Here is a 25,927-nt window from a genome sequence, read left to right as displayed (position 1 = left end):
CCATTCTTTTCGCATTGCGAAAAGAATGGCGGATTGCCAGACCTGACCCCGACTTTCAAACTAATAAGCTGGCCAAGGGCTTGATGATCTCGTCGTCGGTCCAGTAGGCGGTGTGGGAGAGCGGGTTCCAGCTCTTGGTCATGAAGTCGAGGATGCCCTGGCCGGCGTTGACGACGCGGTCTTCGACCAGGGTTTCGTAGCCGCCTTCCAGCGGCTGCAAGGGCCAGCCGAGTGCATCGTCGGGGTCGTACAGGTTGAGCCAGGTGAATGCTGGATTGGGCTTGATGATCGGCTTGACGTCCATGCGCTGGTGGGCGGAGACGAAGACCGGGATATTGCAACCGGTCGTCACGAAGGTGCGCACCGTGCCGCATTGCAGGAACTTGCGCTGCTCGGCTGTCAGGCTGTCGGCCATGCGGCCCGGCTTCCAGATGCCGGCGGCTACAGCACCGCCGCCGGCGCGCTTTTGCGCGTCGTAGATAAAGCTGGACATGACCTGGCAGCCCAGCGAATGCGCCAGCAGCACGATCGGCGTTTCCGGGCCGCGGTTGGCAAGAATCGCCAGCAGGGCGCGCGCAATCTCCATCTGCGCCTGCTCGTAGACCGAATTGTCGTATTCCTTGCGATTCTCCAGCCCTGCCGCATCGGCAAAGCCGAACAGGATGAATTTGCGCAGCTGTTCGTAGCGCACGGTGGAGCGCTCGCGCGTGCGGTTCCATACATCGAGCTCGTTGGGCTTGAGCAGGTGCTGGTAATACACGCTATGCACGTCGACGTCGGAGAAGGCCGCGCCCATGCGGTGCGACAGCGCGCGCCGCATGTCGTCGGCATAGTCGAGCGGTTGCTCGCCCATGCCGTGGATCGTCAGGAGTGCGACCTTGGGCATTACGCCGCCGCCTTTTCAGGCACGCCGCGCAGGCGGTAGCCGATGTACAGTGCCAGCAGCCAGACCGGGATCAGGTACACCGAAATACGCAGGCCTTCGCTCATGTACATGATCAGCAGGATGCCGGCCAGGAAGGCCAGGCACAGGTAGTTGGTCAGCGGGTAGCCCCAGCTCTTGAAGCCCGTCTCGTGCCCTTCGATCTTTTTCTGGGCGCGGAAGCGCAGGTGGATCCAGCTGATCATGCCCCAGTTGATTACCAGCGACGAAACCACGAGTCCCATCAGGAAGCCGAACACTTTGCCCGGCATGAAGTAGTTCAGCACCACGCAAATGCCGGTGGCGAGGGCCGATACGCCCAGCGCCGCCAAGGGCACACCGCGCTTGTTCACGCCCAGCAGGGCTTTCGGTGCATTGCCTTGCCTGGCCAGGCCGTACAGCATGCGGCTGTTGGAGTACACGCCGCTGTTATACACGGACAGTGCGGCGGTCAGCACCACCACGTTCAGGATGTTCGCAACCCAGTTGGAGTTTAGTGCGTGGAAGATCATCACGAACGGGCTGCCCCCGGTGACGACCTTCTGCCAGGGGTACAACGACAGCAGCACGCCCAATGCGCCGACATAGAAGATCAGGATACGGTAGATGGCCTGGTTGGTCGCCTTGGGAATGGTCTCGGAAGGGTTGCTGGCTTCGGCGGCGGTAATGCCCACCAGTTCCAGGCCGCCGTAGGAGAACATGATCACTGCCATCGCCATCACCAGCCCCGACACGCCGTTCGGGAAGAAGCCGCCGTGCTGCCAGAGGTTGGCCACGGTCGCTTCCGGCCCGGCGTTGCCGGACACCAGCAGGTAGCCGCCGTACACGATCATGCCGACCACCGCTACCACCTTGATGATGGCGAACCAGAATTCCATTTCGCCGTAAGCGCGCACATTGGCCAGGCTGATGGCGTTAATGATCAGGAAGAAGGCGAGGGCGCTGACCCAGGTGGGAATGCCCGGCCACCAGTATTGGACGTAGATGCCGACTGCCGTCAGCTCGGCCATGCTGACCAGCACGTACAGCACCCAGTAATTCCAGCCTGACATGAAGCCGGCCATGTGGCCGCAATATTTGTCGGCAAAATAGCTGAAGGAACCCGCGACCGGCTCGTCGACCACCATTTCGCCCAGCTGGCGCATGATGAGGAAGGCAATGAAGCCAGCCACCGCGTAGCCAAGCAGCACGGCAGGCCCGGCCAGCTTGATGGTGTCGGCGATGCCCATGAAAAGGCCCGTGCCAATGGCGCCGCCCAGCGCGATCAGCTGGATATGGCGGCTTTTCAGGCCCCGTTTCAGTTCTGTCATGTATGGCGTCCTGGTGTCGAAAAGATCAAAGGCCCTGATTCTACATCCTCGCAAGGCAACAATGTCATTTTCGCACTGCCGCATTTCGCAAGACTTCTCTTTGACCTGGATCAAATATTTTGTGCGTCGGCTTGGATATGCTACAAACATGCTCACACTTAAATTCCTTGGTGCCACCGGCACCGTCACCGGCTCCAAATACCTGTTGCGCCATGGCGACGAACAGGTATTGGTCGATTGCGGCCTGTTCCAGGGCTATAAGCAGCTGCGCTTGCGCAACTGGGATGCTTTCCCGGTGCCGCCGGAGTCCATTGGCGCGGTGCTGCTGACCCATGCCCACCTCGATCACAGCGGCTTCCTTCCGGTGCTGGTCAGCGCCGGCTTCCGCGGCAAGGTGTATTGCACGGAGGCGACGCGCGATTTGTGCCGCGTCCTGCTGCCCGACAGTGGCCGCTTGCTGGAGGAGGAAGCGCTGTATGCGAACCGCCACAACTTCTCCAAGCACAAGCCGGCCTTGCCCCTGTATTCCGAAGCCGATGCGCTGCGTGCGCTGGAGCACCTGGAGGCGGTGCCGGTCGGTCATGAGTTTTCGCCGGTGCCGGGCATGATGGCGCGCTTCCAGCTGGCCGGGCATATCCTCGGCGCCGCCTCGGTGTCGGTGCGATGCAATGGCCGGACCGTGATGTTTTCCGGCGACGTGGGGCGGCCCAACGATCCGATCATGCGGCCGCCGACCGTGCTGGGCAAATGCGACTACCTGGTGGTGGAATCGACTTACGGCGACCGCCGCCACGACGCGTCCAACCCCGGCGGCAAGCTGGCCGACGTGATCGGCAAGACGGCGGCGCGCGGCGGCGTAACCGTGATCCCTTCGTTTGCCGTTGGACGGGCGCAGGAACTGCTGTATGAAATCTGGCGGCTCAAGGAGGCCGGCGCCATCCCGCTCGCGCTCCCCGTATACCTCAATAGCCCGATGGCGGTGGATGCCACGCGGCTTTATATCAAGCACCAGGGACAGCACCGGCTGGACGAACGCAGTTGCCACGCCCTGGGCCACGTGGCGCACATCGTCAACAGCGTGGAAGAGTCGATGGCCCTGAACCGGCGCCAGGCGCCGATGGTGATCATTGCCGCCAGCGGCATGGCTACCGGCGGCCGCGTGCTGCACCACCTGAAAGCCTTTGCCGGCGATTCGCGCAACACTATCCTGTTTGCCGGCTTCCAGGCGGCAGGGACGCGCGGGGCCCGCATGCTGGCCGGCGAAACCTCGGTCAAGATCCACGGCGAGTATTACCCGATCCGGGCCAAGGTCGAACTGATCGGCAACCTGTCGGCCCATGCCGACTCCGACGAAATCCTGGGCTGGCTCTCGCATTCTTCGGCCACGCCGCGCCAGGTGTTCGTCACCCATGGCGAACCGGCGGCGGCCGATGCCCTGCGGCTGCGCATTTCGGAACAGCTCCACTGGCCATGCCGGGTGCCGGACTACCTGGAAGAGGTGGTACTGGAGTAGGGGATGCCATGGCGGCCTTGCTGGAAATCTCGCTTGCCGCACTGTGCGGCGCCCTGCTGGCCGCGGCGCTGACGGCATGGCTGATGTTTCGCCATGTGACGAGCATTTCCCGGCTGCTGCGCCAGCGCATGCGCAGCGCCGCGGCGCGCGAGCACCTGGTGGCCAAGGTGTTCGATGCGACATCGGAAGGCATCCTGGTGGTCAACCGCGACATGCGCATCGTCGAGGCCAACCGCGCCTTCGCTGCCATGAGCGGCTACGCCCGCCACGAGCTGGTGGGCCAGCATCCGCGCATCATGCAGTCCGGCAGGCAGGACGCCGAGTTCTACAAGGCGATGTGGCAAGGCCTGCTGGGAACCGGCCAGTGGCAGGGCAAGGTATGGGACAAACGCTCCGACGGCACGCTGTTTGCCGCACACCTGACCCTGAGCGCGGTGCGCGATGAACACGGCAGGGTGCAGCACTATTTCGGCCTGTTTACCGACATTACCGATGAATGCGCCCGCCAGGAAGAGATCGAAAAGATGGCCTTCATGGACCCGCTTACGCGCCTGCCGAACCGGCGCCTGATGGAAGACCGCCTGCAGCAGGCGCTGGCCTTTGCGGCGCGTGCCGAAAAGCTGGTGGCCGTTTGCGTGATGGACCTGGATGGCTTCAAGCACGTCAACGATACGTTTGGCCACGAGGCTGGCGACGCGGTACTGGTGGAAGTGGCGGGACGTCTGCAGCAGGTGGTGCGGGCCAACGATACCGTGGCGCGCCTGGGCGGCGACGAATTCGTGCTGCTGCTCGCTGGCCTGAACGATGTGGGCGAGGCGGAGGAGATCCTGGATCGTGCGCTGGCGGCAGTGCGCGCACCGGTGCGGCTGGCGGGAGAACAGCCGGCCTTCGTATCGGCCAGCATCGGGCTGGCCGTGTTTCCGTATGATGCGCAACTGGCCGAAGAGCTGTTGCGGCGCAGCGATGCGGCCATGTATGCCGCCAAGCGGCAGGGACGCGACCGCTGCAAGCGGGCGCAGGCGCGCTGCTGAATCTACAGGCTTTCCTGGACGGTGCGGCCGTTCAGCGGCTGCACCGGGCGGGCGTTGTGCTTGTAGACCTGGGCGAAGCGCTTCAGCTGGGCGTCCGACATTTCAACCGGATTTTTCAGCACGAACCAGTTGACCTCTTCGCTGCAGGGCGGAGTGGTCAGCGACCCGGCGAAGTTGTAATAGCCTTGCGCGGCAGGCAGCAGCTTGCCGATATCGATGCTCGCGCCGGGCACTTCCTGTGCTTCGCCTTTTTCCTTCGGCAAGGCATCCCACAGGGTTTGCACCAGCGGGTTCTCGGCGCCTTTGCGGAACAGCACCGCTACCACGGCCAGCTTGCCTTCTTCATTCTTGTGCACCAGGTGCGCCACCATCGGGTAGCTGCGGCCATTGATCTTTTCTTCGCTTGGCTTGTGGAAGTGGAATTGCAGCAGGTCGTAGCGCTTGCCGTCGATGGTGACGCTGCTGCCTGCGGCGTAGTTCACCTGGATGGTGTGGCCGTTATCGAGGATCTTCAGCGGCGACGGGCTGTAGGCGAATTCCAGCGGCGGCAGCTTGGCCTTGCTGGTCTTGCGGATGTCGATCGGCGACTGGTTGTGACCCAGCTTGCAGGTGCTGAAGTCCTGTTCCAGCTTGCCCCAGTTCTGCGGGCCGGTGGCGCCGTCATAGCTCCAGTGTGCCGGCTTGTCTGCAGCGAAGGCCGCGGCAGGCAGCAGGGCGGCGCTGAGCAGGAGGGAGAGAGTGCGTTTCACTGAGTGGTCCTTTCAGGGTTGTTGGCCGCCAGTTCCAGGCGGCGCAGGAATTTTTCGGGTGGCTGGTAGCCGATGATGCGCGCTTGAGGAACTTCATTACCGCTAGCGTCGAACATGACGATGCCGGGCGGTCCAAAAAGGCTGAAGCGTTTCATCAGGGCGCGGTCTTCTTCGCTGTTGGCTGTGACATCGGCTTGCAGCAGGTGCATGTCCTGCATGGCCGCTTGCACGCGCGTGTCGGTGAAGGTGAGGCGTTCCATCTCCTTGCATGAGACGCACCAATCGGCGTAGAAGTCTAGCATGACAGGTTTCTTGGCACTGGCCAGGGCCTGGTCAAGGTCGGCTACCGTGCGCACGCGGGTAAAGCGGGTTTCGGCATCGTGTGGCTGGCCCGTGCCCGCGGCGGCCATGGTAGCACTGTTCCCGCCGCCGCGCAGGTGCGCCAGCGGCTGCAGCACGTCGCGTCCGGAACTGGCTGCGCCGACCAGCTCGAACAGTCCGCCCAGCAGCATCAGGACGCCGAGCGCTTTCGTTGCATAGGCGCCCGCGCCGGCGCCTTGCGGGACAGCTTCGCCGACGCGCAGGAAGGCGGCGCACAGGATGGCGAAGGCGCCCCACAGCGCCATGCTGGCGGTTACCGGCAGCACCGGATTGACCATCCAGATCGCCACTGCGATCAGCAGCAGGCCGAAAACCTTCTTCACGTGGTTCATCCAGGCGCCGGCGCGCGGCAGCAGGCTGCCGGCGGACAGGCCGGTCAGCAGCAGGGGCACGCTCATGCCGCATGCCATGGCGAACAGGGCGCCGGCGCCGATCAGGGCATTGCCGGTCTGGCTGATGTACAGCAGGGCGCCGGCCAGCGGGCCGGCCACGCAGGGACCGACGATCAGGGCCGACACGGCGCCCATCGTGAACACGGCGGCGAGGCGGCCGCCGGACAGGTTGCCGCTGGCGGAGCTGAGTCGGGTTTGCAGGGCGCTTGGCAGTTGCAGCTGGTAGACGTCGAACATCGACAGCGCCAGGGCAACCAGCAGGGCGCCGAAGGTCATCAGGACCCATGGCTTTTGCAGCGCGCCGGCCAGGCCTTCGCCTGCCAGGCCCGCCGCCACGCCCAGCGAGGTGTAGACCAGGGCCATGCCCAGGCTGTAGGCAGCGGCAAGCAGCAGGCCGCGCTTGCGCGTCACCTGCGCTTCGCCGACGATGATGGAGGACAGGATCGGCACCATCGGCAGCACGCATGGGGTGAACGACAGCAGCAGGCCGAACACCAGGAATGCCGCGCCGATGCGCCAGGCGCTGCCGCTTTGCAGGGTGCGCTGGGCGAGCGAGGTGTCATCTTCGGCCGCCACCGGGGCACTGGCCTGCGCCACGCCGGCATTCGCCGCCGGAGCGCTTGCGGCAGCGGTGCCCGCGGCCTGTCCGGGCGGCGCTTCCGGCAGCGCTTCCAGCACGCCCGGGCGCGCTGGATCGATGCGGTAGCGGCGTTCGGCCGGCGGGTAGCACAAGCCTGCGTCGGCGCAACCCTGGTAGGCGACCGTCAAGGTGGCGGTGGAGCGGCCCTGCCAGGGAAGCTGCAAGGCCAGTCCGCCCGCATAGGTTTCCATCTCCTTGCCGAAATTCTCGTCGAACTTGCGCTTCCCGGGCGGCAGCAGGACCGGCACTACGGCGCCGTCGCTGTGCAGGCTGATACGATCGCGATACAGGTGGTACTCGGGCGCGATCGTCCAGTGCAAGGCAAGCTGGCCGTCGGTGCGCAGTTCGGCGCGCAGGTCAAAGGCCTGCTCCGGCGCCAGGAAATCATCGGCCAGGGCAGGGTTGCCGAAAAGTGCAGCCAGCAGCAGCGCCGCCAGCCATTTAATGAGGAACTTCATTATTCATCTCCGAAAAATTCGGCCATCCTGGTCGATGGCCAGGTAGGACAAGCCTGACTGTTCAAGAAAGTCCAGCCCGTCCCGCTCCAGCAGCATGGCCGTGGTACTGCAGCTGCCGGCGGCGATGGCTATGGGCGACACCACGCTCACGGAGCGCCAGTACGACACCGGCATGCCGCTGTACGGATCAAGGATGTGGCAATAGCGCCGCCCATCCGCTTCGAAAAAACGCTCGTAATCGCCGCTGGTCGCCAGGGCGCCCCGGCTGAAAGGCACGCTGGCGATGGTGGCCCGGGCATCGCGCGGGTGCTGGATGCCGATGCTCCACTCGGCGCCATCCGGACGGGGGCCGAGAAAGCGCATGTCGCCGCCCAGGTTGACGTAGCCATGCTGCACACCTTGGGCGATCAGGATTTCCGCCGCGCGGTCCACGGCATACTCCTTGCCGAAGCCGCCGAAATCCAGCTCCATGCCAACGCGGGGCAGCAGGACGCTGCCGCCCTCGCGCCGCACCTGTTGCCAGCCGACCAGCGGCAACAAGCGCTCCAGCGTCCCCGCCGCAGGCACGGCACCGAGCCGGAAATCCCAGGCCTTGCGCAGCACGCCGGAGGTGATATCGAATCGGCCGCCGCTGCTGCGATGCACGGCATCGGCATACTCCAGCAAGGCCAGGGTCTCGTCATCGCAGTCGACCGGCGCCAGGCCGGCTGCCGCATTGATCCGGCTCACGATGCTGTCCGGGCGATAGCGCGAGTACTTGGCCTCGATCCGCCGTACTTCCTCCAGCGCCGGCTCGGCCAATGCCCGTGCCTCGGCGCCGTTGGCGGCGGCCAGCCGGATCTCGCAGCGGCTGGCCATGGCCTGGAAGTCGATCGTGTAGACCGGATTTACCACTGCCGTGTCACTCCGATTTGCAGGCTGACCGCGCGCATTGGCGCCAGGCCTGGACTGCCGCTGCCGAACACGCGCCAGGAACCGCGCTGCTCGTAGCGCTCGACCTTGAAGTCGAGCGCCCAGTCCCGGTTCAACTGCTTGGCGAGCTTGACGCCGAGCGTGACCGCCCCGAAGCCGGACAGGCGCTGGTCGGCGGAACTGGCCTGCCCGCTGCCGAACACGTAGCCGGGTGGGAAGGGCTCGCCGAGGGTGCGGTCATAGACCGGGTCGAAATAGAAGTCGGCTGCGCGCTGGGTGTACAGCCGTACGGCCGGCGTAACAGTCCAGCCATCGCTGAATCCCTGCACCCATTCGGCGCCCAGCGTGTGGGCGCTGATGCCGAAGCTGTCGCGGTAGAAGCGGTAACTGAGCCGGCTGGTCGCACCCAGCGCGACAAAGCGGTGGTTCCACTGCAGCAGGGCGGTATCCTGGCGCCGCTTGTCCGGCCGGTTGTCGGCCATCTTGTACGGGTCGGAATAGTAGCCATGCCCCTGGGTGTGGGTCAGGGTGAACTGGCCCACGTCGACCGGCGTCAGGACCTGCGTCACCCCTGCCAGCACGCTGACGGTCTGGCGCCCGGCGTCCTGCACGATATGGTTGACGGGGTTGATGCTGTCGTCCGAACCGCCCACGCCGAAATTCCAGGTCGTGTTCTTGTCCTCGCTGGAAAGCGACGCCTGCATCGACAGCGCGCGCGATACATAGTCATGCTCGGTCGAATACGCCGCCGACACGCCGACCGTGCCGTGCGGCAGGTAGCGCGTGACGGTCACGTCGCCGGCCTTGCGCAAGTCGTCCATGCGCGAGGCGCCGGAGACGGCTGTGTGGTAGCGCGGAGAAGCGCCCGACACGTCGTCCACCGTGGCGCTGGCGGCCACCGACCATTCGCCGGCGACCGGGGCCAGCACCGACACCGCCGGCGCATGCACGCGCACCCGGTCCAGCCCCGGCTGGTCTTCCTTGTAATACAGGTATTTGACGCCGATGCTGCCCCGTTCCGGCGGCGTTTCTGCATGCACGACGCCGATCCCCGGCAGCAGCATGGCCGCCGCCAGCAAGGCCTGGCCGACGGGCATGCCGTTCTGTGGTTTGTTTTCCATGGTCTTCCTTGTCAGTTGCAGCCGCATCCGCCGCCGCCCACGGCGCTGCCGCCGGATGCCGCTTCCTTGCTGGCGTAAATGTGTTCGTTGAAGCGCGTTTCCAGGCTGTCGCCCTGGAGCAGCATGTCGGTGCGCGCCAGTTCGCCTTTCTCCCAGGGCTGGACGGGTTTCACGGCGCAACCGGAAAGCCCGGCCAGCACGGCGCAGGCCGCAAGCAGGCGGGCGCTCATTGACGTACTCCCAGTGCGCTCTTGATGCGCGCTTCCAGCACGGTGCGGTCGGCGGGGCGGAAGCCGCTGTGTTCATACAGCACCTTGCCGTCCGGCCCAATCAGCACGCTGCTCGGCATGCCTTTGACGCCGTAGTTGCGCGGCGCGGTGCCGCTCGGGTCGAAGGCAATCACGAAACTGGCAGGCGTCGCGGTCAGGAAGTTGCGCGCGTCATCGGTCTTGGCGTCGACGTTGATGCCGACCACCTGCAAGCCCTGGCCGCCGTAGCGGGCCTGCATCTCGTTCATCCACGGGAAGGACTGGCGGCACGGCCCGCACCACGATGCCCAGAAATCGATGTACACCAGCTTGCCCTGGTATTGCTCCAGCTTCACGGTGCCTGCAGGGCCGCTCAGCGAAAAGGCCGGTGCCGCCTGGCCCGGTTCCAGCGCCATCGCCTGGCCGGCTACCGCCAGCGCGGCGGCGGCCGCCAGCATGCGCGCCTGGCGGCGGCGCCACAGCAGCACCGCGGCCGCCAGCACGGCCAGCACGGCCAGCATCGGATCGTTGCCGCCGCTGATCGAAGAGCATCCGCCGCCGCCGCGATTCTGAGTCGCGCCGGCCGCCGCCTCGCTCGAACCCTGTCCGGTCAGCGCGAGCTGCCAGCTTGCGCCTGTCGCCTGCAAGGTGGCGCCGCCGCTGGCGCTGCCCGCTGCGGTTGGCGTGAAGCGCACCGGCAGTTCGCAGGAGGCGCCGGCTTGCAGCGTCAACGGGAAGGCGCCGCAGGCATTGGCTTCGCCGGTTGCCACGGCGAATGGACCGCTGAAGCTAATGCCGCTCAATACGAGGGCAGCGGAGCCAGTGTTCGACAGGGTGAAGCGCTTGACGACGCCCGCGCTGCCGGCAGCGGTGCTGCCGTAGTCGAAGGCCTGCGGCGCAAGACCGAGCGATGGCGTGGGAGTGGGAACCGCGCTGGCGTTGCCGTTCAGTCGCACGGTGAACTGGGCGCCGCCATCGGTGACCAGCTGCATGTCTGCGCTGCGCGCGCCGGCCGCAGTCGGCTTGAAGCTTGCATCGATGGTGCAGTTTGCGCCAGGGCTCAGGGTGGCATCGGCGGCGCAGCTGCCGGCCAGCGCGAAGTCGCCGGGATTGCTGCCGCCCAGGACCAGCGAAGCAATTTTCATGGAACCCGTGCCGTTGTTTGCCAGGGTGACGCGCTGCGCGGCAGACTGCTGGCCCACCTGGGTATTGGCGAAGGCCAGCGGGCCGCTGTTGCTCAATTGCGGGCGGGCCACCGGGGATGTGGTGCCGGCGCCGGTGACGGCAACGGACAGGTCGGCTGCGTTGGAACGTACCAGCAAGGTGCCGGCGACATTGCCTGCGGCTGCCGGGGCGAAGGCCAGCGGCACGGTGCAGCTGGCGCCAACGGCCAGGCTGCTGCCGCAGTCGCCGCCGCTGCCGATGGTGATGCCAGGCGCGCCGCCGACGGCAATGCTGCTGAAGGCCAGGGCCACGTTGCCGCGATTAATCAGCGTCACAGGCTGCACGATCGGAGCCGCCCCAATGGTCCACAGGCCAAAGGCAACGGCGCTCGGGCTGGCGTCGATGGCCGGCGCCGGTGCGGACGCGTTGCCGGACAGCGCGACCGCCACATTCGCATTGCTGGCGTTCGACGCCAGGTTCAGGCTGGCAGCGAAGGCGCCTGCCGTGGTGGGCAGTGCCTGCACCACCACGGTGCAATTGCCGCCAATGGCCAGCGGCGCCGTGGTCGCGCAAGTCCCGCCAAGCGTCATGAAGCCCGCCTGGGCGCCGCTCACGCCGATCGATGAAAAGCTCAGTGCCGCCTGGCCGCTATTGGCCAGGGTCAGGGTGCGCTGCGCCGGAGCATTGGTCAGCAGGGCGCCGAAATCAAGCGCCGTGGCCGACAGCGACAGCGTGGCCTGCGCCACGGCATTGCCGGTGCCGGACAGGGTGACGCTGCTGGAGCCGCCCGTGGCATTGTGGCTGATGGTCAGCGCGCCGCTGCGGGCGCCGGAAGCGGTCGGGCGGAACACCAACTGCACGCTGCAGCTGCTGCCTGCCGCCACGGCCTGGCCGGAAGCGCAAGTGCCGCCGGTGATGCGGAAGTCGCCGCCATTGCCGCCGCCCACCGCCAGGCCGCTGATGTTCAGCGCCGACGAGCCGGTATTGGAAAGCGTGGTGGACAGGGCGCCGCTGTCCTGGCCCACCGTCGCGCCGCCAAAGGACAGCGTGGACGGCGCCACCGAAGCCGCCGGCGCCGCCGTCACGTTGGGGTTGCCGATGAAGGCTGCCAGGTCGGCAACTTCCGCCGCCGTGAACTTGCCGTTGTACAGCGATCCCATGCCGCCCTTGTTGGCTGCGAAGGCAGAACTGATGACGGTGGGGTTGTTAGCGCCCGCCAGGACGTTATTGACGTTGGCGGCCGGGTTTGCGCCGTGACAGGCGGAGCAGGTGGTGCCGCCTGAAGTGGGGCCGTTCAGGTACAGGCTTTTGCCGTTCAGGGCATCGGCGGCCTGCGCGAAATGCGCGGCTTGCGCCAGGCCCAGTGCCAGCAAAGCCCAAAGTCGGTGATGTTTCATCGGAGCTCCCGTGGTTGGTAATTGGTTCATGCGCACATCGACAGGGCCCAGGCATTGCATGCGCTGTGCAGCAGGGCGCACAGCCGCCAGTCGCGCCAGCGCTGGTAGGCCAGGCCGAACATCACGCCCGGCCCGAACACCAGCGCTGCCGCCAGCGGGCCGGAGCTCAGGTGCAGCGCACTGAAGGCCGCCGCACTGGCCAGCACCGCGACTGCGCCGCGCGAGCGCGGCAACAGCCATGCATGCAATCCCGCGCGCACCACCCATTCCTCCAGCAGCGGCGCCAGCACCAGCAGGCGCAGCACGGCGGCCAGGTCAGGCGAGAGCAGGGCGGGGCCGCAGACGGCAGTTTGAGCGAACACAGGTACAGAACATTCTGTCAATGTTGTTACGGTCAATACCGGCGCACGCGAAAATGGTTCAAAATCAGGTGTGAAAATATTTTTGAAAATTCTTTGAACCTTTTTGCTCCGGCTGTGTATTCACAGGCGTAAAAAGGAGAAAAGTGCATGCGGCTTGGCAGGAGGGCGGGAGTGACAGGGGACGTGGACGACGGTGAGCTGGTACGGCTGGTAGGAGGCGGCGATCGCCTGGCTTTCCAGGCCCTGTATCGCGCCTACTTCCCGCGCCTGGCCCGTTTCCTCGACCGCATGACGCGCAATGTGCCGCTGCTGGAAGAAATCGTCAACGACACCATGCTGGTGGTGTGGCAGAAGGCTTCCAGCTATGACGGCAGCAGCAAGGTCTCCACCTGGATTTTCGGCATCGCCTATCGCCAGGCCCTGAAAGCCCTGCGCGGCCTGGACGAGCCGCTGGAGGACGCGCCGGATGCGGCAGGCGAAGAATGGCACGAGCCCGAGCATGCGCTGGCGGCCTTGCAGTTGCAGCGCGGCGTCGGCCGCGCGCTGGACGCCTTGCCGCTGGAGCAGCGCGCCGTGGTCTGCCTGACTTATTACCACGGCATGGCCTACCAGGAGATCGCCGAGACCATCGGCTGCCCGGTCAATACCGTGAAGACGCGCATGTTCCACGCCCGGCTGCGCTTGAAGGACATGTTGTCCGATCATTTGGAAGAGATACGATGAATACGCAAGACCCATCGAACGTTGCGGAGCACCAGGACATGCAGGCACTGCTGCCCTGGTATGCCGCCGGCTCGCTGGCCGACGGCGAGGCGGCACGCGTGCAGCAGCATTTGCGCGATTGCCCCGAATGCCGCGCCGAGCTGGCCTGGCAGCGCCGCCTGATCGAAACGGCAGCTCCGTTGCCGGCCGGCCTGGACCCCGAGCGCGCCCTGGCGCGCCTGATGCCGCGCCTGGACGAGGCGCCGTCCCCTTTGGCCCAGCCCGTCGCCAAGCCATCTCCCGCCGTGCCGGCGTCGTCCCGCTTCGCCAGTGCCTTGCTGGACTGGCTGCGCGGGCCCGGCGACTGGAAGGGCTGGGCCATCGCCGCCCAGGCAGCCGTGATTGTCGTGCTGGCAGCCAATATGCTGCCGTCCGGCGCGCCGCCTGCATACAAGGCGCTCGGCAGCGCACCGGCGGCCACGCCCGACGTGCTGGTGGTGTTCAAGCCGGATGCCAGCGTGCAGGACGTGCAGCGGCTGTTGAAAATCTCCGGCGCCCACCTGGTTGGCGGCCCGACCGCCAACGGCGCCTGGCTGCTCGATGTCGAACCGGCGCAGCGCGCGCCAGTGCTGGCAGCCCTGCGCGCCGATCCCGCCGTGGACCTGGCAGAAGCGCTGGCAGCGGAGGGCGGTCAGTGATGCGTTGGGCCGCCATGATTGTTTGGGCGCTGTGCGCACTGGCAGGTCCGCCCGGCGCGCAGGCAGCGGCGCAGGCCAGGCCGGACGCTGTCGCGGCGCCCGCGGCCAGGGCCAGCGAAATCCTCGTTATGCTGCACTTGCCGGCGCCGCATTTCCGGGCCGATGGCTATAGCGGCGCCAGTTACCGCGACGATGCGGGCCGCCTGGCGCGCCAGCGCATTGCCGCCGCCCTGGCGCGCGAGCACGGTTTGCAAATGATGGAAGACTGGCCGATGCCGGCCCTGAATGTCGATTGCTATCGCATGCGCCTTGCCGCCGGCCAGGACCCGTCGGCCGTGCTGGCAGCCCTGTCGCGCGACAGCCGTGTCGCCTGGGCGCAGGCGATCCAGGATTTCAGCGCGCAAGGCGGCTCCGGCGCCTCGGGCGACCCGCTGTACCGCGTGCAGCCCGCCGCCGCGCCCTGGCAACTGGAGCAGGTGCGCAAGTCGGCCACCGGCCGCAAGGTGCTGGTGGCCGTGATCGACAGCGGCGTCGAGGCCAACCACCCCGACCTGGCCGGCCAGGTGGCGGTGCAGGAGAACTTCGTCGACGGCCAGTCCTACGTCGCCGAGGAGCACGGTACGGCGGTGGCGGGCGTGATCGCCGCGCGCGCCGACAACGGCATCGGCATCGCCGGCGTGGCGCCGGAAGCCCGGCTGATGGCGCTGCGGGCCTGCTGGCAAGCCGACGGCGGCACGCGCTGCAACAGCTTCACGCTGGCCAAGGCTCTCAACTATGCCTTGCTGCACAATGCCCAAGTGATCAACCTGAGCCTGTCCGGGCCGCAGGACCGCCTGTTGCAGCAGCTGGTCGGCGTGGCGCAGGCGCGCGGCATCCGCGTGGTCGGCGCGATCGATCCGGCGCGTGGCGATGGCGGCTTTCCAGCCAACAGTCCCGGAGTGTTTGCCGTCGCTGCCGACGATGCGCCGCGCCATGGCGGCCAATGCCTGCTGGCGCCGGGACGCGACGTGCCGACCACCATGCCCGGCGCGCGCTGGGGCATGGTGTCCGGCTCCTCCTACGCGGCCGCGCATGTCAGCGGCATGCTCGCCCTGATCGGCGAACTCAAGCCGCAGCTAAGCGGCGAGCGCCTGCACGAGGGCATCGTGCGCAATAGCGGTCCCGCACCGTTGACGGGGATAGATCTTTGCGCCACCATCATGCGCATTACCGGTAAATGTTCCTGCGCATGCCCCAACCCTCCCTCCGACAACCTCGCACGTTCGCCCTGACCGGGCTGGCCTGCATCCTTGCAGCGAGTGCGCAGGCACAGGTGAGCGGCAGCGCCGGCATCGTATCGGACTATATGTACCGCGGCATCTCCTTAAGTTCCGGCAAGCCGGCGGCGCGGCTCTCGCTCGATGTCGATGGCGCCAATGGCTGGTTCGCCGGTGGCCAGGTGGTCAGCGGCCAACTGGCGCCGCAATCGCACCGCACAGCCCAGTGGCTGGGATATGGCGGCTATGCGCAGCGCCTGCCGTCCGGCCTGTCATGGGAAGCCGGCATGTCGGCCTACGCCTTCCACGGCGCGCCGGACTGGAATTTCCGCGAAGTGTTCGCCGGCCTGGCATTCGAAAACTACTCGGCGCGACTGCATTATTCGCCCGACTATCTCGGCTTCCGCGAGCGGACGGTATATGCTGAACTCAATGGCGGCGGCGCGCTGGGCTCCAGCTGGCGCTATTTCTGGCGCGGCGGCTACCTGTCGGCCCCGGGCAATGCAGCCAGCAACCGCGCGGAAGGACGCATGGGCGTCGGCACGTCAGTGGAGGGCTGGCAGATGCAGCTCTCGCTGGATGCGGCCCGCCTGCGCCGCCAGGGAACCGGCGCCGGCTACGGCAGCACCGCCAGCGCACCGTCCAGCAAGGTGCGCAGCAAAGTGGTGCTAGGCCTGGCGCGAGGCTTCTGAAATTTTGATCCAGGTCATTCCGTGCGCCGGTGCTATCGCATAGGCTGGGCGAAAGGAGTGACACATGGGATATGCATTGCGGGCCAGGCGGCTCGGCATCGACACTTACCAGCAGCCGGTAGCCTACATGCGGCGCGATTGCAAGGTCTGCCTGGCGGAAGGCTTTGAAGCGCAAGCGCGCATCGAGCTGCAATGCGGCACGCAGGTCGTCGCCGCCACGCTGAACGTGGTTGACGGCGGCTTGCTGGACGAGCAGGACATCGGCCTGTCCGAGGCGGCCTGGGAAGCGCTGGCTGCGGCGCCGGGTGCGCCGGTCAGCGTGCGCCACCCGGCGCCGCTGGCATCGTTCGCGGCGGTGCGCGGCAAGATCCACGGCCGGCCGCTGGACGACGCAGCGGCCCAGGCCATCATTGCCGATATCGCCGGCGGGCGCTATCCGGACATCCACCTCTCCAGCTTCATCACCGCCTGTTCCGGCAACCGCCTCGACCTGGCGGAAACCATCGCCCTGACGCGCGCCATGGCGGCGGCGGGCGAGCGCATGCACTGGCCGTCGCAAGTGGTGGTGGACAAGCATTGCGTCGGCGGCCTGCCGGGCAACCGCACCACGCTGCTGGTGGTGCCGATCGTCGCCGCTTGCGGCATGACCATGCCCAAGACTTCCTCGCGCGCCATCACTTCGCCAGCCGGCACGGCCGACACCATGGAAACCCTGGCGCCGGTGGCGATCGGCATCGACGCCATGCGCCGCGTGGTGCAGCAGGAAGGCGGCTGCATCGTCTGGGGCGGCAGCGTGACACTGAGCCCGGCCGACGATGTCCTGATCCGCGTCGAACGCCCGCTGGAACTCGATAGCGATGGCTTGCTGGTCGCCTCCGTGCTGTCGAAGAAGCTGGCGGCCGGCGCCAGCCATGTGCTGATCGACATCCCGGTCGGACGCACGGCCAAGGTGCGCTCCGGGCAGGCCGCGTGCCAGCTCGCCGAGCGCCTGGAGGGGGCGGGGCGGGCGCTGGGCCTGGCCGTGAAGTGCGTCATCAGCGACGGCAGCCAGCCGGTCGGCGTCGGCATCGGCCCGGCGCTGGAAGCGATGGACGTGCTGGCGGTGCTGCAAGGTGCGTCCGATGCGCCGCAGGACTTGCGCCAGCGCGCGCTGGCGCTGGCCGCAGGCGTGCTGGAACTGGGCGGCCGCGCCGCCCCCGGCGAAGGCATGACGCTGGCCGCGCAGACGCTCGATAGCGGCGCCGCCTGGGCCAAGTTCCAGGCCATCTGCGTGGCCCAGGGCGGCCTGCGCCAGCCGCCTGTCGCGGCCTGCACCCATGTGCTGGAAGCGCGCCATGCCGGCCGCGTGGTCGCCATCGACAACCGCAAGCTGGCCACCTTGGCCAAGCTGGCCGGCGCGCCGCGCGCCGCCGCTGCTGGCGTGCGATTCTTTTCGCCGTTGGGCGGCAGGCTCGAAGTAGGGCAGCCGATCCTGGCGATCCATGCCGACACGCCGGGCGAGCTGGCCTACGCGCTGGAATACGCCGAAGCGCAAAGCAACCTGGTCACCGTGGAGGATGCGTGAGCAAGATCCTCGTGATCCAGGGGCACCCCGATCCCGCAGGAGGGCACCTGTGCCACGCGCTGGCCGAAGCCTACGTCGATGGCGCGCGCACGGCCGGCCACGAGGTGCAGGTCGTTACGCCCGCAACGCTGGCGTTTCCCATGCTGGCCAACGCGCATGAATGGGAAGAAGGCGAGGTGCCGCCGGCCTTGGCGCCGATGCAGCGCGCCATCGAGGATGCGCTGCATATCGTCATCTTTTATCCGCTCTGGCTGGGCGACATGCCGGCCAGCCTGAAGGCATTCCTGGAGCAGGTGGCGCGGCCCGGCTTCGCGCTGGCGCGGGAAGCCAAGAATCCGCTGCAAGCGGGGCTGCTGGCCGGCCGCAGCGCACGCGTGGTGGTGACGATGGGCATGCCGGCCCTGTTCTATCGCTGGTACTTCGGCGCCCACAGCCTGAAATCGCTGGAACGCAATATCCTGAACTTCGTCGGTATCAAGCCGGTGCGCAAGACGCTGGTTGGCGGCGCCGGAAAGATGGATGCCGGGGCTGTGGCGGCATGGCGCCAGCGCATGCGGGTACTGGGCGCCAAGGGAATCTGAAGTTAGCGGCGCGGGGTATCGCTGCGCGCCATGATGGCGCGGTTCAGGCGCTCCATCGTGTCGGCCGGCACGTCGCGGCTGCAGACGATGTAGCGCTTCAGGCCGGGCGGCATGTCGGCGAAATCGATCAGCACCAGCGACTGCAATTCCGGGAATTTGAGGCGCAGGTAGTTCCAGTCCTCGCGGTCCACGAACAGGTAGTCGGCGCGGCCGAAGGCCACCATGCGGAACATGGCCGATGTTTCCACCGTGCGGCGCATGATGCGGTTCTGGCTGGTGTTGATCAGGGCATCCAGTTCCGGGCCGTAGGAGACACCGTCGATTACGGCCAGCGTCAGCGACTTGTCCGATAGCAGGGATTTCAGGCTGGGGTGCGACCGGATGCGGGCCGCCACCGCCGGCACCGCCAGCACGGCGTGCGGCAGGTCCGCGTGCACCGGAACCGAATACTGCGCCACGGCCTCGCGCTCGGGCAGGCGGTACCAGCTGATCGAGCAGTAGTTCGGCATGCCGTGGTTGAAATTGGCCCAGATGCGTTTTTGCGGCTCGTTGACGAAGACCGCCGGCACGCCGGCGGCGGCGAATACCTGCCTGGCGCGTTCCAGCATGAAGCCTTTCGCGACCTTGCTTTCGTCAAAATAATAGTAGGGCGGCTTTTCGCGCCAGGCCACGGTCAGCGGCGCTTCCGCCTCCGCTCCTGCCGCGCCGGCTGTCGCCAGCAACCCGATGAAATATTTCTGCCACATGCTGCCATTATAATAGGGGGCAACAGCAGAAAGGAGTCGCACGATGTTCAGCCGTCCCCACGTAGCACCCCGCATGTTTGACGATCCATCCGCAGCACTGGCCCAGGTCCGGGCGATTTACGACGACAGTATCCGCTTCCTGCGCGAATCCCTGCAGCGCTTTGTCGAGGGCGAAACCCCCACCGAGCGCGTGCGCGCCTGCTACCCATATGTGCGGGTACAGACGGAAACCGTGGCGCGCGCCGATTCGCGCCTGTCGTACGGCTTTGTCGCAGGCCCGGGCGCCTTCGAGACCACGCTGACGCGCCCCGACCTGTTTGAAGGCTATTACACCGAACAATTCCGCCTGCTGTTGAAGAATCACGGCCAGCAGCAAATGCAGATCGAAGTGGGCCTGAGCGCCCAGCCGATCCCGATCCACTTCTCCTTTGCCGAGCATGACCACATCGAGGGCAGCCTGAGCGCCGAGCGGCGCCTGCTGATGCGCGACGTGTTCGACCTGCCCAACCTGGCTGCCATGGACGACGGCATTGCCAACGGCACGTTCGAAGCGGCGCCGGGCGAGGCGCAGCCGCTGTCGCTGTTTACCGCGCCGCGCGTCGATTATTCGCTGCAGCGGCTGCGCCATTACACCGGCACTTCGCCCGAGCATTTCCAGAACTTCGTCATGTTCACGAACTACCAGTTCTACATCGACGAATTCGTGCGCCTGGGCCATGAGCTGATGGCCAGTCCGGACAGCGACGGCTACGTGGCTTTCGTCGAGCCGGGCAATATCGTCACGCGCCGCGTCGGCCACGCCATGCAGCCGGGCGACGACCTGGGCGCGGCGCCGCCGCGCCTGCCGCAGATGCCGGGCTACCACCTGGTGCGCGCCGACGGCAGCGGCATCAGCATGGTCAATATCGGCGTCGGCCCGGCCAACGCCAAGACTGCGACCGACCACATTGCGGTGCTGCGCCCGCACGCCTGGCTGATGCTGGGCCACTGCGCCGGTCTGCGCAACACGCAGCAACTGGGCGACTACGTGCTGGCCCACGGCTACGTGCGCGAAGACCATGTGCTGGACGAGGACTTGCCGCTGTGGGTGCCGATTCCGGCCCTGGCCGAAGTGCAGGTGGCGATCGAGTCGGCGGTGGCCGAAGTGACGCAGCTGGGCGGCCATGACCTGAAGCGTGTGCTGCGGACTGGCACCGTGGCCAGCACCGATAACCGCAACTGGGAGCTGCTGCCGCAGCGCACGCCGGAGCGCCGCTTCAGCCAGAGCCGCGCCGTGGCGCTGGACATGGAAAGCGCAACCATCGCCGCCAACGGCTTCCGCTTCCGCGTCCCCTACGGCACGCTGCTGTGCGTCAGCGACAAGCCCCTGCACGGCGAAATCAAGCTGCCCGGCATGGCCAACCAGTTCTACCGCGACCGCGTCGACCAGCACCTGCGCATCGGCATCCGCGCGCTGGAACTGCTGCGCGGCCTCGGCTCGGACAAGCTGCACAGCCGCAAGCTGCGCAGCTTCGCCGAGGTGGCCTTCCAGTAAGGCTTAGCGCTGCTTCAGCCACGCTTCGTAGCTGACGGCGCCGAGGCGGGGCCTTGCATCGGCGGCAGGCACCAGGCTGCCATGATCGAGGACTGAGCCGAAGTAGGGCGCCTGCGGGTCGGTCACGATCGGCCGCGTTTCGCCGGCCGCCGCCAGCGCGCGGCGCACGATCTGCTCCAGCGGGTAGGCTTGCGGGCCCGCCAGTTCGCTGGTGCCGTTCAGCGGCGCGGCCAGCGCCACATCGGCCAGCGCCTGCGCCACGTCGTCGGCCGCCACTGGCTGGATCAGGGCCGGCGACAGGCGGATGGTCCCTTCCACTGCCGACGACTGGCCGATGGCGGCCAGGAATTCCATGAATTGCGTGGCACGCAGGATGGTGTAGGGAACGCCGTTTTGCTTGATCAGTTCCTCCTGCGCCACCTTGGCGGCGAAGTAGCCGTTCTCCGGCAAGCGGTCGGTGCCCACGATCGACAGCGCCACGTGATGGCGCACGCCAGCCTCTTTCTCCGCTTTGCCCAGGTTGTGGCTGGATTTCCGGAAGAAGTCCAGCACGTCGTCCGGTGCGAACGACGGCGAGTTAGCCACGTCGACCACGACTTCGGCGCCGGCCAGCGCGGCGGCCAGGCCGTCGCCGGTAACGGCGTTGACGCCGGTACCCGGTGATGCCGCCAGCACTGCATGGCCTTTTGCCTGCAGCAGCTTGACCAGTTTGCCGCCTATCAGGCCGGTGCCGCCAATGACTACGATTTTCATGGTTTTTCTCCTTTGGGTTGCTGTCGCGTTGACAGACCATCTTAGGACGGCGAGAATCGGCAGGAATGACGAATACCCCTTATTTCCTGCCAAATATGGAGGGCGACCGCCTGGTGCTGTTCCTGGCCTATGAAGAGGTGGGCCTGCTGGACTTGAGCGGCCCCCAGACCGTGTTCTGGGCCGCCGACAAACGCATGCGCGAACGCGGCTTGCCAGGCTATGCGCGCTGGGTCGCCAGCCTGGCCGGCGGCATGGTGCGCAGCGCCGAAGGCATGGCCCTGGCGACCGAACCGCTGTCTTGCTTCCTGCTGCAGGAGATCGACACGATCATCGTTCCCGGTTCGCCGGAGATGCCGCGCGTGCAATCGTTGTTGAGGGAGCTGAGCGACTGGCTAGCGGGTGCCGCAAGCCGCGCGCGGCGCACGGCATCGGTCTGCAGCGGCACCTTCCTGCTGGCGCAGGCCGGCCTTTTGAACGGCAAGCGGGCCGCTACGCACTGGGCGATGTGCGACCTGCTGCAGGAGCGCTTTCCGGCCGTCGACATCGATCGCGACTCGCTGTTCGTGCGGCAGGAGGCGGTATGGACGTCGGCCGGCGTCACAGCCGGCATAGACCTTGCCCTGGCGCTGGTGGAGGCCGATTGCGGGCGCGAGGTGGCGATGCAGGTGGCGCGCGAACTGGTGGTTTTCCTCAAGCGCCCCGGCGGCCAGGCGCAGTTCAGCGAACTGCTGCTGGCGCAGGAGGCCGGCGGCGATACCTTCGAACGCCTGCACCTGTGGATCATGGAAAACCTGACGCTGGAGCTGCCCGTCGAAGTGCTGGCCGGCCAGGTGAATATGAGCCCGCGCAACTTCGCGCGGGTGTACAAGGAGAAGACCGGCCGCACGCCGGCCAAGGGCGTCGAGGCACTCAGGCTTGAGGCTGCGCGGCGCATGCTGGAGGCATCGCAACGCACGGTCGAACAGGTGGCGCGCCTGTGCGGGTTTGGCAATGAAGAACGGCTGCGCACCGTCTTCCAGCGCAAGCTGGGCGTTTCTCCCAGCGATTACCGCAAGCGCTTTGCGCCTTCCGCTATGCGGCGCACCAGGTAAAGGCCGATGATGTCGACCAGCGCATGGGCGATCATCACGGCCAGCAAGCCGATGTAGTCGAAGGCGAAGCCGAGCAGCACGCCCATGCCGAATACGCCGCTGGCCTGCCACAGGGCGGCGCGGTCGAAGCGGCGGAAGTCGTAGGCGCCGGCGTGCACCAGCAGGAACAGCAGGCTGGCGCCCCAGACGCCTGCCAGCGGCTGCAGCGCGGCGCGGAACAGCAGTTCTTCCGAAACCCCGGCGGCAAGCGAAATCCACAGGGGATTCCAGCCGCTGAGGTCCAGCCTTGTATAGCTGGCGGCGGTGCGCTGCACCGCTTCGGCATGGGGCTTGCGCAATGTGGTCAGGGCCGACATGCCGCCGGCGGCCAGCCCCAGCGCGATGCCGGCCAGCGCTTGCTGCCACCATGGCCAGCCGCCCAGCAGCAGTGCGGCAAGCGGCTGGCGCCGGAAGAGGAGGATGGCAAGGGCGATGCCGGCCAGCGCGGCGCAACTCAGTAGCTGCGTGCGCAGGGGGATTTTCAGATCATGCTTTCGAAGATGATCTTCCACTCGCTGCCTTCACGCGCCCAGTATTGGCGCTTGCGCTGGGTGGAGCGGTTCTTGCCGATCTTCGATTCGAGGGTGAAGGTGCTGACCAGCATATCGTCGCGGCTCGGGTAGCGGAAGATGGTGACTTCGCTGAGGGACACGCTGAGGCCATTCACGCTGGCCAGCGGGCGCATGTCTTTTTCGTACCAGGTCTTCAGGTCTTCGCCATTGGCCGACTTGAACTTGCCCGAATAATTCTTCAACAGCCGCTTGCTGTCGGCGCTGACCAGGTCGGCGCGCCAGGATTCGACCAGGCGGTTCGCGGTAAAACGCTCGTTATCCCATTTGGCCTTGCTGATGAACTCCTGGTGGTCGGCGATCACTACCGGCGTCCTGCCGATATCGACGGTGTTTTCAAGCTTGCGCAAATCGTCGTTGGTCAGCACCACGCAGCCGTCGGAAGCGAGGGGCGGGCGGCTGTAATTGTCGGCCGGCGTGCCGTGCAGGAAAATGCCGCCGCCGCTGCGGCCATTCAGGCGGTCCCATTCGTTGGGGTAGTTGATGCGCAGCGCGCTGGCGCCGTAGAAGTCGGGCAGCTTGGGGCCCGCTACGCGGCCGGTGATGTAGTAGACGCCGAGCGGGGTTTTCTGGTCGCCTTCGCGGAACTTGTCGACCCCCAGCTTGCCTTGGCTGATGTAGTAGTCGGTGACCAGTTTCAGTTCGCCGTTGTTGTTCTGGTAGACGTACAGGCGCGATTGCGTGGCGTCGACCACCAGCACATGGCGCATGTCGGCGCGCAGCTGCAGCACGGAGCGCGGCGCCAGTTCGGGACCGGGGCGCGCCACCAGGGTTTGCAGGCGCACGCGCGCTTCGTCGCGCAAGTCTTTCAGCTTGTCGGCCGGGCCGCTGGCGCCGGCGCCGAGCTGGGCCACCGGCTTGGTGTGCATCAGCAGCAGGTCGCCGCGAATCAGGTGGCCGACGCGGAAATTCGGGTAAGCCTGCACCAGTGCGTCGGCCTTGGCCATCGCCTCCTGGAGCTGGCTGGCGCGCAGATTCTTGTAAATCTCAAGCAGCATGATTTCGGCATCCTGCCGGGCGCGCGGGGCTTCGGCTGGATGGATGGACTTGGCCATGCCGGTGCCGGCTGGCGCCAGCACGGCGCATGCTGCCAACAGCGCGGCAGCGGCGCTGGCACTTGCTCGCTTCGACATCTCCATCAGCCCCCCGACTGCTCTTGCCTGATCAGCCAATTCTTGCCTTGCTTTTCCAGCACCAGTGTCTTGCGGCCCGTGGTGCTGAGGCGATCCGACACATATTTCTGTCGGAATTTCACGGTCGCCGTATTGCCGTTGACCGTCACTTGCGGTGCCTCGACGCTTACCTTGATGTGGCCTTTGCCCTCGATGCGGGCGGTACGGTCGGCTTCCCAGGCTTTGCGGTTCTGGCCCTTCGGCGTCTGGAAATTGCTGCCGTAAGCATTCAGGTAGGCTTTCATGTCTTGCGCGCTCCAGGCTTTGGCCCAGCTATCGACAGCCTTGATGACATCGGCGCCATCGGCGTCTTCCTTCTGTACCTGCTCAGCCTTCGGAGCAGCTTTTGCCAATTGTACCGCCGGGGCGGGAGCTGGTGCGGAAGCTGCAGCCGGCGCGGCGGACGGGGCGCTTGCCACGGGCTTGGCCTGCGCCACGACCGGGACCGGCGCCGCGGCAGGCGCCGCCGCCTTGACAGGCGCGGGCGCCGGCGCCGCAGCGATTGCAGCCAGCGGCGAGGCAGCTTCTCCGCCTTTCGGCGTCAAGGTGTGCACCATTGCCAGCTTGGCCTTCTGCGGCGGCTGCTGGTTCGGATCGGCCAGCTGCATGGCCTTGTCGTAAGACTGGCTGGCCAGCTTGGCATAGACATCGCCCAAGTTTTCGTGGGCGGTGGCATAAGCCGGATTGGTACGAATCGCGCGTTCCAGTGCAACGCGGGCCTTATCGTAATTGCCGCCCGACGCGTGCAGCACGGCCAGGTTGTTATAAGGCTCCGGTAATTCGGGATAATCTTCCGTCAGCTTTTGGAAAACATTAATTGCATCGGCTGTTTTGCCCTGTTCGGACAAAATCATCCCTTTAATAAATCGCAATTGCGCATCTTTTGGCCGTTGCGATAACGCAACATCAACCTTCGCCAAGGCGGCTGGCAGCTGTCCGCTGCGCATCATTTTATTGATTTCTGCGACCTCATCGGCCTGCGCGGAAAAGCACGCGATTAATAGCGCGGCCCCTAGCGCAAGGGCTGTACGAGAGGAAATTTGCGATGCCTGCATTTATTCATTTTGCCGACGGGAAATAAAGAACCATTTTATCAAAACTCAGGGGGCTGAATATACTTAGAAGATGGAACTAAGTATTACGCAGGAGGACGCGGGGCATACGGCGGAGGGTCTGCCGCTGTTCATTTTTGCGCTCTGCAACCGCCACGGAATGGAAGCCAGGATCAGTACCCTGGGCGGTGCAATTGCCAAGCTGCAAGCACCCGACCGGCGTGGCCGGCTCGCCAACGTCATCCATGGCGCGGCGCCCGATTGCGGCATCCACCTGCTGCCGGCGCCGGGGCGCGCCTTGCACCGGGTGCCCTGGCACGCCATGCCGCTGGTGGAAGATGCCAGCGTCGGCCTGCGCCTGGCCAGTCCAGGCCCGCAAGCGGTGCTGGCGACCTATCTGCTGGATGAGGCGAACGGCCTGACGCTGCATTGCCAGGCGCCGGCGGCCCCTTCGGCCACCATCTGCCTGCGCATCGCCTTGAATATGGCCGGCGAGGGCGGCGTCCTCGGCCAGCAGCTGGTGGTAGGCGCAACGCGCGTCGTGCCGGCCGGTGAACACGAGCGCGACGTGGCCGGCACGCCATGGGATTGCCGTTCGCCGCGCCCGCTGGCCGAATTGCCAGGGCAGGCGCGCTACCTCCTGGACAAGCACGGAAACGGCGAGGCCGCGCTGCGCCTGCTCGACCCTGCCATGGGCCGCGTGCTCGAACTCGCCACCGATGCCGCCAGCTTGCGGCTGGGCTGCGGCGACCCGCCCGTCTTTCTGTGGCTGGAGCCCATCATGGCGGCAGCCGGCGGTCAACTGGTCCTGCGCTTCACTGCCCAGCCTTAGGCCCCCGCAGGGCTTGTGGTAACAACAATGTTAATATCTGGACTCC

General features: G+C 66.4%; 25 protein-coding genes. 11 read left to right on the top strand and 14 right to left on the bottom strand.

Annotation, left to right across the window (positions count from 1 at the left end):
* Nucleotides 1-55: 55 nt before the first annotated feature.
* Both ACN9MY_RS19850 and ACN9MY_RS19845 read right to left on the bottom strand, forming a co-directional pair.
* Entirely contained in the window at nt 56-886 is an 831-nt protein-coding gene (locus ACN9MY_RS19850; RefSeq protein ID WP_426162241.1) for a hypothetical protein, read from the bottom strand.
* Nucleotides 886-2,232 (bottom strand): amino acid permease, encoded by a 1,347-nt coding sequence (locus ACN9MY_RS19845; protein ID WP_426318395.1) that lies wholly within the window; start codon nt 2,230-2,232, stop codon nt 886-888. The genes ACN9MY_RS19850 and ACN9MY_RS19845 overlap by 1 nt, the downstream gene beginning before the upstream one ends.
* A 148-nt stretch (nt 2,233-2,380) precedes the next feature.
* Here ACN9MY_RS19845 and ACN9MY_RS19840 point away from each other — a divergent pair, with 148 nt between their 5' ends.
* Nucleotides 2,381-3,745, top strand: coding sequence for an MBL fold metallo-hydrolase RNA specificity domain-containing protein (locus tag ACN9MY_RS19840; RefSeq protein ID WP_426336021.1), 1,365 nt, complete (start codon nt 2,381-2,383; stop codon nt 3,743-3,745).
* An 8-nt stretch (nt 3,746-3,753) separates the two neighbouring features.
* Entirely contained in the window at nt 3,754-4,776 is a 1,023-nt protein-coding gene (locus ACN9MY_RS19835; protein ID WP_426162238.1) for a diguanylate cyclase domain-containing protein, read from the top strand.
* A 2-nt stretch (nt 4,777-4,778) separates the two neighbouring features.
* On the opposite strand, the gene ACN9MY_RS19830 is transcribed toward ACN9MY_RS19835, so the two are convergent.
* Genes ACN9MY_RS19830 through mrtJ form a run of 7 tightly spaced genes read right to left on the bottom strand, consistent with a single transcriptional unit; the run spans nt 4,779 to nt 12,600 of the window.
* On the bottom strand, nt 4,779-5,525 hold the full coding sequence (locus tag ACN9MY_RS19830; RefSeq protein ID WP_426162236.1) for a carbonic anhydrase: 747 nt from the start codon (nt 5,523-5,525) through the stop codon (nt 4,779-4,781).
* Nucleotides 5,522-7,396: a protein-disulfide reductase DsbD gene (gene dsbD, locus ACN9MY_RS19825; RefSeq protein ID WP_426162235.1), complete on the bottom strand. Its 1,875-nt coding sequence runs from the start codon at nt 7,394-7,396 to the stop codon at nt 5,522-5,524. The genes ACN9MY_RS19830 and dsbD overlap by 4 nt, the downstream gene beginning before the upstream one ends.
* A gap of 3 nt (nt 7,397-7,399) precedes the next feature.
* Nucleotides 7,400-8,290, bottom strand: a complete 891-nt coding sequence (locus tag ACN9MY_RS19820; RefSeq protein WP_426318393.1) for an FAD:protein FMN transferase — start codon at nt 8,288-8,290, stop codon at nt 7,400-7,402.
* Nucleotides 8,284-9,429 (bottom strand): DUF3570 domain-containing protein, encoded by a 1,146-nt coding sequence (locus tag ACN9MY_RS19815; RefSeq protein WP_426162232.1) that lies wholly within the window; start codon nt 9,427-9,429, stop codon nt 8,284-8,286. The genes ACN9MY_RS19820 and ACN9MY_RS19815 overlap by 7 nt, the downstream gene beginning before the upstream one ends.
* A gap of 11 nt (nt 9,430-9,440) precedes the next feature.
* A complete protein-coding gene (locus tag ACN9MY_RS19810) occupies nt 9,441-9,659 on the bottom strand; it encodes a DUF4266 domain-containing protein (RefSeq protein ID WP_426162230.1) in 219 nt (72 codons plus the stop codon).
* A complete protein-coding gene (locus ACN9MY_RS19805) occupies nt 9,656-12,238 on the bottom strand; it encodes a choice-of-anchor D domain-containing protein (RefSeq protein WP_426336020.1) in 2,583 nt (860 codons plus the stop codon). The genes ACN9MY_RS19810 and ACN9MY_RS19805 overlap by 4 nt, the downstream gene beginning before the upstream one ends.
* A gap of 26 nt (nt 12,239-12,264) precedes the next feature.
* On the bottom strand, nt 12,265-12,600 hold the full coding sequence (gene mrtJ / locus ACN9MY_RS19800; protein ID WP_426318391.1) for a JDVT-CTERM system glutamic-type intramembrane protease MrtJ: 336 nt from the start codon (nt 12,598-12,600) through the stop codon (nt 12,265-12,267).
* A gap of 171 nt (nt 12,601-12,771) precedes the next feature.
* Between mrtJ and ACN9MY_RS19795 the strand changes: the two genes are divergently transcribed.
* The 6 genes from ACN9MY_RS19795 (at nt 12,772) to ACN9MY_RS19770 (ending at nt 18,093) form a co-directional block, all read left to right on the top strand.
* Entirely contained in the window at nt 12,772-13,323 is a 552-nt protein-coding gene (locus tag ACN9MY_RS19795; protein WP_426162226.1) for an RNA polymerase sigma factor, read from the top strand.
* Nucleotides 13,320-14,000: a zf-HC2 domain-containing protein gene (locus ACN9MY_RS19790; protein WP_426318390.1), complete on the top strand. Its 681-nt coding sequence runs from the start codon at nt 13,320-13,322 to the stop codon at nt 13,998-14,000. Before ACN9MY_RS19795 ends, ACN9MY_RS19790 begins: the two co-directional genes overlap by 4 nt.
* On the top strand, nt 14,000-15,271 hold the full coding sequence (locus ACN9MY_RS19785) for a S8 family peptidase (RefSeq protein ID WP_426323803.1): 1,272 nt from the start codon (nt 14,000-14,002) through the stop codon (nt 15,269-15,271). Before ACN9MY_RS19790 ends, ACN9MY_RS19785 begins: the two co-directional genes overlap by 1 nt.
* Nucleotides 15,229-15,948, top strand: coding sequence for a TorF family putative porin (locus ACN9MY_RS19780; protein WP_426318389.1), 720 nt, complete (start codon nt 15,229-15,231; stop codon nt 15,946-15,948). The genes ACN9MY_RS19785 and ACN9MY_RS19780 overlap by 43 nt, the downstream gene beginning before the upstream one ends.
* 64 nt (nt 15,949-16,012) lie before the next feature.
* A complete protein-coding gene (locus ACN9MY_RS19775) occupies nt 16,013-17,512 on the top strand; it encodes a thymidine phosphorylase family protein (RefSeq protein ID WP_426318388.1) in 1,500 nt (499 codons plus the stop codon).
* Nucleotides 17,509-18,093, top strand: coding sequence for an NAD(P)H-dependent oxidoreductase (locus ACN9MY_RS19770; RefSeq protein ID WP_426318387.1), 585 nt, complete (start codon nt 17,509-17,511; stop codon nt 18,091-18,093). Before ACN9MY_RS19775 ends, ACN9MY_RS19770 begins: the two co-directional genes overlap by 4 nt.
* A 2-nt stretch (nt 18,094-18,095) precedes the next feature.
* Here the strand turns inward: ACN9MY_RS19770 and ACN9MY_RS19765 are convergent, their stop codons facing one another.
* Nucleotides 18,096-18,839 (bottom strand): substrate-binding periplasmic protein, encoded by a 744-nt coding sequence (locus ACN9MY_RS19765; protein ID WP_426162218.1) that lies wholly within the window; start codon nt 18,837-18,839, stop codon nt 18,096-18,098.
* A gap of 43 nt (nt 18,840-18,882) precedes the next feature.
* On the opposite strand from ACN9MY_RS19765, the gene ACN9MY_RS19760 reads away from it, so the two are divergent.
* Nucleotides 18,883-20,373, top strand: coding sequence for an AMP nucleosidase (locus tag ACN9MY_RS19760; protein ID WP_426162217.1), 1,491 nt, complete (start codon nt 18,883-18,885; stop codon nt 20,371-20,373).
* A 3-nt stretch (nt 20,374-20,376) separates the two neighbouring features.
* On the opposite strand, the gene ACN9MY_RS19755 is transcribed toward ACN9MY_RS19760, so the two are convergent.
* Nucleotides 20,377-21,126, bottom strand: a complete 750-nt coding sequence (locus tag ACN9MY_RS19755) for an SDR family oxidoreductase (protein WP_426318385.1) — start codon at nt 21,124-21,126, stop codon at nt 20,377-20,379.
* A gap of 65 nt (nt 21,127-21,191) precedes the next feature.
* Between ACN9MY_RS19755 and ACN9MY_RS19750 the strand changes: the two genes are divergently transcribed.
* The gene (locus tag ACN9MY_RS19750) at nt 21,192-22,217 is read left to right on the top strand and encodes a GlxA family transcriptional regulator (RefSeq protein WP_426318384.1); all 1,026 of its coding nucleotides are present in this window, start codon (nt 21,192-21,194) and stop codon (nt 22,215-22,217) included.
* Here the strand turns inward: ACN9MY_RS19750 and ACN9MY_RS19745 are convergent.
* From ACN9MY_RS19745 to ACN9MY_RS19735, 3 genes are read right to left on the bottom strand one after another with little or no spacing between them, the layout of a single operon-like run.
* Nucleotides 22,172-22,768 (bottom strand): CPBP family intramembrane glutamic endopeptidase, encoded by a 597-nt coding sequence (locus ACN9MY_RS19745; RefSeq protein WP_426336019.1) that lies wholly within the window; start codon nt 22,766-22,768, stop codon nt 22,172-22,174. The genes ACN9MY_RS19750 and ACN9MY_RS19745 overlap by 46 nt on opposite strands.
* On the bottom strand, nt 22,738-23,958 hold the full coding sequence (locus tag ACN9MY_RS19740) for a L,D-transpeptidase family protein (RefSeq protein WP_426162213.1): 1,221 nt from the start codon (nt 23,956-23,958) through the stop codon (nt 22,738-22,740). The genes ACN9MY_RS19745 and ACN9MY_RS19740 overlap by 31 nt, the downstream gene beginning before the upstream one ends.
* A 5-nt stretch (nt 23,959-23,963) precedes the next feature.
* A complete protein-coding gene (locus ACN9MY_RS19735) occupies nt 23,964-24,944 on the bottom strand; it encodes a L,D-transpeptidase Cds6 family protein (RefSeq protein WP_426337647.1) in 981 nt (326 codons plus the stop codon).
* Nucleotides 24,945-25,122: 178 nt separating this feature from the next.
* On the opposite strand from ACN9MY_RS19735, the gene ACN9MY_RS19730 reads away from it, so the two are divergent.
* On the top strand, nt 25,123-25,881 hold the full coding sequence (locus tag ACN9MY_RS19730; RefSeq protein ID WP_426336018.1) for a hypothetical protein: 759 nt from the start codon (nt 25,123-25,125) through the stop codon (nt 25,879-25,881).
* Nucleotides 25,882-25,927: the final 46 nt, after the last annotated feature.

Origin of the sequence: Pseudoduganella sp. R-31 (assembly GCF_049913235.1) — a bacterium.
Classification (GTDB): Bacteria; Pseudomonadota; Gammaproteobacteria; order Burkholderiales; family Burkholderiaceae_D; genus Rugamonas.
Note: the sequence above shows the minus strand (reverse complement) of the source record. Positions and strands in the feature narration are given on the sequence as shown.

What these genes read in the sequence shown, in the direction of transcription:
- ACN9MY_RS19750 (WP_426318384.1), top strand. Translation starts at nt 21,192, where the DNA reads ATGACGAATACCCCTTATTTCCTGCCAAATATGGAGGGCGACCGCCTG.
- ACN9MY_RS19835 (WP_426162238.1), top strand. Translation starts at nt 3,754, where the DNA reads ATGGCGGCCTTGCTGGAAATCTCGCTTGCCGCACTGTGCGGCGCCCTG.
- ACN9MY_RS19845 (WP_426318395.1), bottom strand. Translation starts at nt 2,232, where the DNA reads ATGACAGAACTGAAACGGGGCCTGAAAAGCCGCCATATCCAGCTGATC.
- ACN9MY_RS19740 (WP_426162213.1), bottom strand. Translation starts at nt 23,958, where the DNA reads ATGTCGAAGCGAGCAAGTGCCAGCGCCGCTGCCGCGCTGTTGGCAGCA.
- ACN9MY_RS19790 (WP_426318390.1), top strand. Translation starts at nt 13,320, where the DNA reads ATGAATACGCAAGACCCATCGAACGTTGCGGAGCACCAGGACATGCAG.
- ACN9MY_RS19735 (WP_426337647.1), bottom strand. Translation starts at nt 24,944, where the DNA reads ATGCGCAGCGGACAGCTGCCAGCCGCCTTGGCGAAGGTTGATGTTGCG.
- ACN9MY_RS19760 (WP_426162217.1), top strand. Translation starts at nt 18,883, where the DNA reads ATGTTCAGCCGTCCCCACGTAGCACCCCGCATGTTTGACGATCCATCC.
- ACN9MY_RS19850 (WP_426162241.1), bottom strand. Translation starts at nt 886, where the DNA reads ATGCCCAAGGTCGCACTCCTGACGATCCACGGCATGGGCGAGCAACCG.
- ACN9MY_RS19755 (WP_426318385.1), bottom strand. Translation starts at nt 21,126, where the DNA reads ATGAAAATCGTAGTCATTGGCGGCACCGGCCTGATAGGCGGCAAACTG.
- ACN9MY_RS19765 (WP_426162218.1), bottom strand. Translation starts at nt 18,839, where the DNA reads ATGTGGCAGAAATATTTCATCGGGTTGCTGGCGACAGCCGGCGCGGCA.
- dsbD (WP_426162235.1), bottom strand. Translation starts at nt 7,396, where the DNA reads ATGAAGTTCCTCATTAAATGGCTGGCGGCGCTGCTGCTGGCTGCACTT.
- ACN9MY_RS19810 (WP_426162230.1), bottom strand. Translation starts at nt 9,659, where the DNA reads ATGAGCGCCCGCCTGCTTGCGGCCTGCGCCGTGCTGGCCGGGCTTTCC.
- ACN9MY_RS19840 (WP_426336021.1), top strand. Translation starts at nt 2,381, where the DNA reads ATGCTCACACTTAAATTCCTTGGTGCCACCGGCACCGTCACCGGCTCC.
- ACN9MY_RS19785 (WP_426323803.1), top strand. Translation starts at nt 14,000, where the DNA reads ATGCGTTGGGCCGCCATGATTGTTTGGGCGCTGTGCGCACTGGCAGGT.
- ACN9MY_RS19805 (WP_426336020.1), bottom strand. Translation starts at nt 12,238, where the DNA reads ATGAAACATCACCGACTTTGGGCTTTGCTGGCACTGGGCCTGGCGCAA.
- ACN9MY_RS19775 (WP_426318388.1), top strand. Translation starts at nt 16,013, where the DNA reads ATGGGATATGCATTGCGGGCCAGGCGGCTCGGCATCGACACTTACCAG.
- ACN9MY_RS19815 (WP_426162232.1), bottom strand. Translation starts at nt 9,429, where the DNA reads ATGGAAAACAAACCACAGAACGGCATGCCCGTCGGCCAGGCCTTGCTG.
- ACN9MY_RS19730 (WP_426336018.1), top strand. Translation starts at nt 25,123, where the DNA reads ATGGAACTAAGTATTACGCAGGAGGACGCGGGGCATACGGCGGAGGGT.
- ACN9MY_RS19780 (WP_426318389.1), top strand. Translation starts at nt 15,229, where the DNA reads ATGCCCCAACCCTCCCTCCGACAACCTCGCACGTTCGCCCTGACCGGG.